Consider the following 9,561-nt stretch of genomic DNA (forward strand, 5'->3'; position numbering starts at 1 on the left):
TGCAGCAGTGTCTGATCTGGCCTCATCGCTGGCAAGCCAGCTCCCACAAGGGTTTGTGGTGTTGCAGTATTGTCAGTTGGTGCGTTTGTCGTCGCCGGGTTCGCCGCCGACATGTACGCCGCGATCATCCCCCGGTTCGCCTGCTGAATGCAGTCCTCGGTCATCGCCGACTTCGCCAGCGCGATGGACGCCATGGTCATCGCCGACTTCGCCAGCGCGGTGGACGCCATGGTCATCGCCGACTTCACCGGCCCGGTGCACGCCATGATCATCGCCTGGCTCGGCGTGGGTGCCGTTGCGGCCGGAGGATGAGGCGGAATCACCGGAGTGTCCGGAGCCCTGGCCGCTGCCGCTGTGTCCACTGCCGCCGTCACCGTGACCACTTCCACCATTGCCACTGCCGCCGTGGCCGCCACCATTGCCGCCACCGCCACCGCCACCGCCACCGCCACCGCCGCTTCCGCCGCCTCCACCACTACCGCCATGCCCGCCGCCATTTCCTCCGCCGTTACCGCCACCCCCTCCGCCGTGTCCACCGCCACCACTCCCTCCACCGCCACTGCCACCTTCCTTGGCCTGAACACTGGAAATGCCGGAAAGACTATCCGGAATCAGCACGGTGGACGCCGACAGAACTGCGCCGATGGCCATTGCGAGCACGAGCTTTTTAATGTGCATATCGTTCTCCGTCTTTGTGGTCTTGTTGGGAACGTAAAAGTGCGTTGTTGCAGGGACCGGACCCGTTCCCGGGGGTCAGTGAATACTCGACGCCAGTTCGAAAATCGGGATGTACATCAGGATCACGATGACCCCGATCAGCAGGCCGATAAACGTCATCAGCAGCGGCTCGAACAACTTCACGAACCACTCCAGCCAGCGGCTGATTTCCTCGTCGTAGAAGTCGGCGCTGCGCTCCATCATCTGCCCGAGGTTGCCGGACTGTTCGCCGGCCCGGAGCAGTCGTAGCGACACCGGCGTCACCAGGTGATTGAGCTCCAGCGCGGTGGACAAAGATTGCCCCTCGCGCACCCGCTCGCAGGCCTGATCCAGTCGCGTCCGCGAAGCCACGGTGAGCAAACCTCGGACCATGGCCATGGCGGTCACCAGCGGAATCCCGCCTTGCAGCAGAATCCCCAGCGAACGATAAAACCGCGCCAGCTCATACATGAAAATCCGTTGATGCACCGCCGGCAGTTTCTCCACCAGCCGATCCAGCCCTCGGCGAAACGCCGGTTGTTTTTGCAGCACGGCGAGGGCGATGACAATCGCCGCCAGCGCACCGAAAAATTCCGCCTGATGCGCATGCAAGAACATGCCACTGCTCATCAACACCTGCGATAGCCACGGCAGGTTATTGCCCAGACCTTCGAACACCAGGCTGAAGCGCGGCACCACATAACCCATCAAGAACAGCACCACGCCACCGCCGACTATCAGCAACAGCATTGGATAGATCGAGGCGCTGATGATCTTCTGCCGCACTTCGTCCATGCGCTGCCGATAGCTGACGTAGCGGCCCAGCGCATCGCCGACCGCGCCGGTCTTCTCGCTGGACTGTACCAGCGCCACGTACAACGGCGGGAACACCGCCGACAACTGGCCCAACGCCTGGGAGAAGGATTTGCCCTCGTAGAGCAGGCGCACCAGCTCACTCAAGGTTTTCCGGGCAGCCGGGGCGTTTTCTTTTTCGGCGAGGCTTTCCAGCGCATCGATCAACGGCAGGCCGGCATTGAGCAGCGTGGTCAGTTCCTGGCTGAACAACACCAGATTGAAGGTTTCGCGCTGACGCAGTCGTAGCGAGCGCCAATGCTTATCGGCGTGTGAACTGAGCACACGCAAACCCTGATTCTCGGCGATCCGCCGTGCCTCGCTGTCACCCGGCGCGTCCACGCTCAAAGACACCACGCCCGCCTTGCCAACCGCTTTCAAATGAAATCGCATGGGCCGCGCTCCGCTTACTGCCAGTTGGTCACTTCAGCGTTTTCGCCTTCGCCGCCGGGCTGGCCGTCCTTGCCCATCGACAGCAAGTCGTACTCGCTGTTTTCGCCGGGGTAGCGGTAGGCGTAATTACGCCCCCAGGGATCCTGCGGGAGTTTTTTCTGCAAATACGGGCCGGTCCATTTCGCCTCGTCGCTCGGTGCGGTGACCAAGGCCTGCAAGCCTTGTTCGGTGGACGGGTAATGGCCGACTTCGAGGCGATAGATGTCCAGCGCTTTGCTCAGCCCTTCGATCTGCGCCTTGGCCACTTTGACTTCCGAGCGACCGAGTTGAGCGAAGTATTTCGGCGCGACGATCCCGGCCAACAGGCCGAGGACCACCAACACCACCAGCAGTTCGAGCAGGGTAAAACCGCGTTGGCCACGCGGACGAAATTGCAGCTTCATGATGACCTCCCGTGAGTGGCAGCCGTGTCGCCTGAGGGGCTTATGCAATTGCCATGCTCAGCCCCCGTTAAAAACCTGCTCACACGCCGGAACCCTTGTAATACGGGCCTTTCAAGAGTCGGCACAGTGCTTGCGTATGGCTCAAACGTGATCGGCCATTGGGGCATTTCCCCCAATTTATCGGGGCCGATCCGGGGAGGCCCGACATGAAATTTCTCGCCAGCGGATTGCTCGGTTGTGTGCTGCTCAGCGGCGCCGCGCAGGCCGATGTGTTCATCTCGGTGGACGCCAAGGGCAGCTACGTGCTGTCCAACGTTCACCGGCCCGGACGCACCTACGAACGGGTGATCCACGAGGCTGAAATGCCTGTGGCCAGCCTCGATCAACAGCCGCAAATGATCGCCAATCAGCCCTACGCGGAACTGGTTTCGGCAGCCGCCAAAGTCAACCAGTTACCCGAAGCGCTGCTGCACGCGGTGATCAACGCAGAATCCCATTACAACCCTGGCGCAACCTCGGCCAAAGGCGCGGGTGGGCTCATGCAGTTGATGCCCGACACCGCGCGGGAAATGGGTGTGACCGACGTCTACGACCCCAAGGCCAACATCCAGGGCGGCGCGAAATATCTCAAGCGTCTGATGACCCTGTTCGACAACGACATCGCCCTCGCCGTGGCGGCCTACAACGCTGGGCCCGACGCGGTGCTCAGCCGTGGCCGGGTGATTCCGCCGTTCGCCGAAACCCAGCGGTATGTACCGAATGTGTTGCGTCAGTACCGGCGTCTGCAGGGGTTGGCCATGGATGCGCCGTTGTGACCCCAACCCGGTTTCCCCCACTTTCGGGGCAAACCGGATACACCCGAAAAGTGGGGAAAAGGGGTGGGGGATTTGCCCCGGATTCTCAAGTCGTCGCGATAACTGATTGAACGCTAATGCAATTTTTTGTGGCACGCGGATTGCTCCGAGGCATTTGTCGAGAAGTGTTCCCAAGAGCACCCACTACGAGGTTACTGATCATGGTTGGCATTCATCACGCTCCGTCTCTGTTCAACTGGCTGCTGATTCTGGCCTCGATGCTCAGCGTCGAGCTGGCCGGCGCGGCCGTGCGTTGCGAGCGCAACCTGGTGGCCAACGTCGTCGCCTTCGATCAACCGCTGATGTTCAACCGCCTCGGCGCGCAGAACATCAACGGCATGATGTTTGCCCTGCGCCGCGACGTCGTTGATGACCGCAACATGTCGCTGGCCTACGGCGGTTCAGCGGTGCCGGGCAAGGTTTCGCTGCGCCCGGACAAGCGGCCACGGCCACTGGTGTTACGCGTGGCGGCGGGTGATTGCCTGACGATCAATCTGCAAAATCTGCTCGACTATCAGGCCAACCCGAACAAGCACTTCGAGAATGAAGGTGAAGAAGAGGAGGGCGTGGAAAACGCCAACGCGGCTGAAGACTTCAAAGTCGATGAGCAAGTCGCTGACCGTCACGTCGGTTTCCAGGTCAATGGCCTGCAAGCGGTAAACAGCATCGATGACATTTCTTCGTTCACCGGGCGTAACGCCAACACCTTGGTGCCGCCGGGCGCGAGCCGTTCTTACACCCTGTACGCCGAGCGTGAAGGCGCGTTTGCCGTCAGCAGCCGTGGCGCGACGTTTGGTGGCGAGGGCGCGGCCGGCAACGTCGCCAATGGCTTGTTCGGCCAGGTTGTCGTCCTGCCCAAGGGCGGCCGCACCTATCGCAACACCCTCACTGAAGAAGAAATGCGCCTGGCCACCACGGGCCGCGCACCCACCGGCCAACCGATCGTTGATTACCAGGCGCGCTACCCGCAACGCGAGCCGTGGTTGCGCGAAGGCAAGGCCGGCACGCCGATCATCGGCATGGTCGACGGCAATGAAATCATTTCCAGCGAAAGCGATGCGATCGTCATGGGCAGCAATGCCGACGGCAGCTTCCCACCCAGCACTTATCCGCTGGAATCGGTTGGCAAACGCAACCCGGCGATCCCTAATCGACTGGAAGCGTTCCGCGATTTCGCCTCGCAATTCCAGGACGAAACCGCTGCCACTCAAGCGTTTCCGGCGTACTGGGCTGATCCGGTGATGGCTCATGTGCTTGAACCGACCCGCGACTCGTTCATGATCAACTACGGCTCCGGCGGCATGGGCGCCGAAGTGGTGGCCAACCGTTTGGGTGTCGGGCCGATGCACGACTGCCTGTCGTGCGCCTACGAAGAATTCTTCCTCAGCTCGCACACCGTCGGCGACGTGGCGATGCTGGTCGACGTGCCGGCCAACGCCGGGCTGGAGAACATCGCCCCTGGCCAGACACCACGCGCTGATCAGATCGGTGTGAAAGCGACCATGGCGCTGTATCCGTCGGAGCCATCGAACGTCAACCACAGCTACATCGGTGACTTCGTCAAATTCCGCAACACCCACAATGGCCATGAGCAGCACATCTTCCACTTGCACGGCCATCAGTGGCTGTTCAACCCCAACGACGACAACTCCGATTACGTTGACGCCCAGGGCATTGGCCCGGGCGCCGGTTATACCTATGAAATTGCCAACGGCGGATCGGGCAACCGCAACCGCGTGGCCGGCGATGCGATCTATCACTGCCATTTTTATCCGCACTTTGCCCAAGGCATGTGGGCCATGTGGCGGGTGCACGATGTGTTCGAGGAGGGCACCCGGCTCGACGTTTCCCAGCAGGGCGCCGACGGTTATCACAGCGAACCGTTTGCCCTGCGCAGCGGTAAACCAGCGACCGGCGCGCGCGCCTTGCCGGACGGCGAAATCGTTGCCGGTACACCGATTCCGGCGATAGTGCCGCTGCCGGGCAAAGCCATGGCACCGATGCCGGGCAAAGTCGTGGTCGTGCCGAAAATCGGCGAAACCCTGATCGCCGGCAATGATGACGACGAGGATGAAGAAGAGGGCGATGACGACGGCGAGCACCATGGCGGCAATGGCGGCGGTCAAGCCATCGGTTCGCTGGCGCTGGTTGATCGCAGCGAAGCCAACCGCAATGCCGACGGCAGCCTGAAAAACCCTGGCTATCCGTTCTGGATCGGCGGCATGGAAAGTTCGGTGGGCCAACGTCCACCAACCCCGCCGCTGGACATGCTCGACGCCGCTACCGCGCAATCGCTCAAGGCCAGCGGCAAAGCCCTGTGGGCCAACCTCGACCCGGCGCAATCCGGCGGCTGGGATGGCGGCTTGCAGCGGCATACACTCGACGGCGTCTCGGCCGGCGGTGAGGCGCACACCGTGACCACTTCGCTGGATTTCTCCAAGGAAGTCACCCGCGCCAAACCGATTTACCTGCCGGAAGAAGGCACCGAAGTCGAACAGGCGGCGATGGCCTTCCACGCGAAAAAAGACCATCCAAGCTATGCCTTGCTGCCCGGCAATCAAGTGGTGGCCAAGGCGTTTCGCACCAACGGTGCCTTGCCGATGGCCGGTGCGCCGTACTACGAACCGTGCATGGACGACCGGCAAAAACGCCTGACCAGCAGCGCCGGCAGCGGTGAGTTTGCCAGCGGTGACCGCATCGACGGCATGTCCTTTGTCGGCGCCTCGAGCTTCACCGCCGACCGCCCTCGGATCTACAAAGCCGCCAACATTCAGTTCGACGCGGTGTACAACAAGGTCGGTTATCACTTCCCGCAGGCGCGCATTCTGGCGCTGTGGGAAGACGCCTGGCCGGTGATCACCAAGCAGCGTCCGCCAGAACCGCTGGTGATGCGCATGAACACTTTCGATTGCGTGCAGTACCAGCAAACCAACCTGGTGCCGGCCACCTATGAGATGGACGACTATCAGGTGCGCACGCCGACCGATGTGATCGGTCAGCACATTCACCTGCCGAAGTGGGACCTGACCTCGGCGGACGGCTCGTCCAACGGCTGGAACTACGAGGACGGCGTGCTCTCGCCCGGCGCCGTGCAGGAACGCATTCACGCGATTCGCGAGTTCAACCAATGCGCCGGCACTGATCCGCGCGACGGCACCCAGGCCTGCCCGAAAGCCAAGAACCATCCGTTCTTCGGCCAGTACGGCCGCGCCGATTGGCTCGGTGCGCGCACGGCGATGCAGCGCTGGTTCGTCGATCCGGTGGTCAACGCTAAAGGCGTCGATCGCGGCCTCGGTACCATTTTCACTCACGACCACCTGGGCCCATCGACGCATCAGCAAATTGGTCTGTACGCCACCGTGTTGGCGGAACCGGCCGGTTCGACCTGGTTCCATGCGGAAACCGGCGAGCCTCTGTACAGCGGCGCGCGCCAGGACGGCGGGCCGACCTCGTGGCAAGCGGTGATCAATACCGGCGACCTCGATGGCGACGGCAAGAACGACAGCTTCCGCGAGTTCTTCCTCGAATACAGCGACTTCCAGCACGCCTATGAAGCTGGCGTCTATGTCGGTGCCGGCCCCAACGGTGTGCCGAATGCGCAGGCGTTCCCGGCCACCGCTGACAGCTTCCGCTACGCGATCAATCCGCCGGTGCGTAACAACGCCAGCAACTTGCTTGAAGGCGTGCTGGAAGTGCAGGGCGGTCAGGTGCCGGGCTGCCCGAGCCGGCCATGTCCGCAGGCGATTTCGGTGGATGATCCGGGCATGTTCGTCGTCAACTATCGCAACGAACCGCTGGCCCTGCGCGTGTACGACCCGAACAAGGTCGGCCCGGACGGCAAGCGCGGCATGCAGGCTGATGGTCTCGGTGGCGATCTGTCATTCGCCATGCAAAGCCGCACCGACCGCGCAATTCCGGCGATGAACCTGGCGCCGAATCTGCTCACCGCCGCCACCGGGCCTACTGGCGGCACCACGCTGTTTCCGCCGCACATCAACAAGGGCGGCGCCGAACCGGGTGACCCATTCACACCGATGCTGCGCACCTACACCGGCGACAACGTGCGGCTGCGGGTGCATGCCGGCGGCCATGAAGAAGAGCACAACGTCACCTTGCACGGTGTGAAATGGCTGCAGAGCGGTTCCGGGTTCGGCAACAGCTCCAATTCCGGCTGGCGCGCCTCGCAAATGATCGGCATTTCCGAGCAGATGGGCTTCATTGCGCCGGTGTCGATGCTCTCCAGTTCCGCTGCGACAACGGGCGACTATCTGTACTCGATGGACGCTTCGATCGAAGGCTACTGGAGCGGTATCTGGGGCGTGATGCGCAACTACACCGCCAAACGCGCCGACCTGTTCGCCATCCCCAACAACCCGACCCCGGCGGGCATGCGCAACACCGTGGCGTTCGAGGGCAGTTGCCCACGGATCAGTGCCAACCCTAATGGCATCGGCACGCGGCCGACGGTACAGCGCAACTATGAAGTGGTGGCGGCGCTGGCCAACGACATCCTCGGCAACTCGCTGGGCCTGACCATCGGCGATCCCGAAGGACTCGGGCAGCATGTCGGCGGGCCGCTGAATCCGGCGGGTGGCACCTTGGTGCTGAACTCGCGCACGGTGAGCATTCCACAAGTCACCGTGACCGATCCGGAGGATGGCGAAACCATCACCATTGGCGGGCAGAGCGGGCCGCTGCATGACCCGACCGCGATCCTGTACGTGCGTAAATCCGATCTGGATCCGCTCAGCGGCAAGCTGAAACCCGGCATCCCGGTTGAACCGCTGGTGCTGCGTGCGGCGGCAGGGGATTGCATCAACATCACCCTGGAAAACCGTCTGCCGAGTGTCATGCCTGACCTGACCCAGACGGCGGTGATGCAAGGCATGGTCAAGCGTGATCGCAACAGCGGTCTGGGCTCGACCACCTTCAGCAACAACCTGATGCGGCCGTCCAGCCACGTCGGCCTGCATGCGCAATTACTGGCGTACGACATCACTAAATCCGACGGTGCCAACGTCGGCGCCAACCCGATCCAGACCGTGCCACCGCGCGTCGGCAACAGCGGCGCGTACCCGACCCGTACCTATCAGTACTACGCCGGGCACCTGGAACGTGAAGGCAAACCGGTGACCCAACTGGGCCGCAGCGTCGACAACATCAATGCCACGGCAGTCGAGTTCGGCGGCTTGAACATCACCCCGGCGGACGTGATCAAGCAGCCGCAAAAAGGTCTTGGCGGGGCGATGAGTATTCTGCCGATCGGCGCGACCTGGGTTGACGATGCACGCAAGGTCAACGCAACGGTGACGGCGCCTGCGCAGACCAGCTACCGCGACTTCGCGATGGTCTGGCACAAGGCGTTGAACACTCGTTGGGCCAATGGCCGGCCGGTGGAAGGAATTGCCGCTGAAGGCTTCGGCGTGCCGACCGATCCGCAGGACAACTCGAGCATGGCGATCAACTACAAGACCGAGCCGCTGTGGTATCGCTTCGGCCTCGCCCCGGACGCGCCGTTTGGTCATGCCGATGGCGCGGGTTATGGCGACATGGTCAATGCGCACATGGCTTACAGCAATGCGTTGGTGGGTGGCGATCCGCAGACGCCGGTGCTCTATGCCAAACCGGGGCAGCCGTTCCGTACGCATATTTTGATGCCGAGCGGTGGCAGTCGCGGCACCACGTTCCAGCTCGACGGGCACGTCTGGTCGGTGAACCCGTTCCAGGCCGAGAAGAGCGATGTCGGTGGTTATCCGATGGGCTCGCCGGGCGTGGGCTCGGTGCGCTTCGGCTACAACCCGATGTCGATGTACATCGGCGCCCACGAAAGCATCCTGCCGGCCGCGCACTTCAGCTTCATGATCCCGAGCGCCGGCGGCAGCAACGCGATCCCCGGCGACTACCTGTTCCGCGACTACGCCGCCTACGGCAACACCTCCGGATTATGGGGACTGCTGCGCGTAACCAACGAACCGGAACCGGCACCGACCCCGTAGGAGCAAGGCTTGCCCGCGAAGGCCGCGCCTCGGTTCTGAAAGGGGTGTGGCACTAAAAGCTTCGCGAGCAAGCTTTGCTCCTACAGAGCGGTGGTTGGCAATGAAGACGGTGGGATGAATGCGAATCCCTGTAGGCCTTCGCCTGCTCGCGATCGGGGACAACCCGGTTTCGGACGGTGAGGCGGATGACGCCATCGCGAGCAGGCGAAGGCCTACAGTGGGCCGGTGGTGGGCAGTGAGTGTGCGGCAGGAATGCAAAACCTGTGGGAGCTGCGGTTCGACGATTCGACTTGCCAGCGATGATGGCGGCACAGGCGCCATTGATGT

At 62.6% G+C, this 9,561-nt stretch carries 5 protein-coding genes; 2 read left to right on the plus strand and 3 right to left on the minus strand.

All coding sequences use genetic code 11. The features are described 5' to 3' along the window. Positions 1–72 precede the first annotated feature (72 nt). The 3 genes from ACQ4MY_RS22790 to gspG all read right to left on the minus strand — a co-directional run bounded on the left by ACQ4MY_RS22790 (position 73) and on the right by gspG (position 2,384). Complete coding sequence (locus ACQ4MY_RS22790; RefSeq protein ID WP_440096547.1) at positions 73–678, minus strand: hypothetical protein; 606 nt, start codon at positions 676–678, stop codon at positions 73–75. Between the two features lie 75 nt (positions 679–753). Continuing rightward, complete coding sequence (locus ACQ4MY_RS22795) at positions 754–1,941, minus strand: type II secretion system F family protein (protein ID WP_440096548.1); 1,188 nt, start codon at positions 1,939–1,941, stop codon at positions 754–756. A gap of 14 nt (positions 1,942–1,955) precedes the next feature. Beyond that, positions 1,956–2,384 (minus strand): type II secretion system major pseudopilin GspG, encoded by a 429-nt coding sequence (gene gspG, locus ACQ4MY_RS22800; RefSeq protein ID WP_007913548.1) that lies wholly within the window; start codon positions 2,382–2,384, stop codon positions 1,956–1,958. 206 nt (positions 2,385–2,590) lie between these two features. Here gspG and ACQ4MY_RS22805 point away from each other — a divergent pair, with 206 nt between their 5' ends. Then, positions 2,591–3,199: a lytic transglycosylase domain-containing protein gene (locus tag ACQ4MY_RS22805; protein WP_008087278.1), complete on the plus strand. Its 609-nt coding sequence runs from the start codon at positions 2,591–2,593 to the stop codon at positions 3,197–3,199. 200 nt (positions 3,200–3,399) lie between these two features. Then, positions 3,400–9,234 carry a manganese-oxidizing multicopper oxidase MnxG gene (mnxG, locus tag ACQ4MY_RS22810; protein WP_440096549.1) on the plus strand — a complete coding sequence of 1,945 codons (5,835 nt, stop codon included), beginning with the start codon at positions 3,400–3,402 and terminating at the stop codon, positions 9,232–9,234. Positions 9,235–9,561: the final 327 nt, after the last annotated feature.

This window comes from Pseudomonas sp. SM4 (assembly GCF_051913165.1).
Lineage (GTDB): Bacteria > Pseudomonadota > Gammaproteobacteria > Pseudomonadales > Pseudomonadaceae > Aquipseudomonas.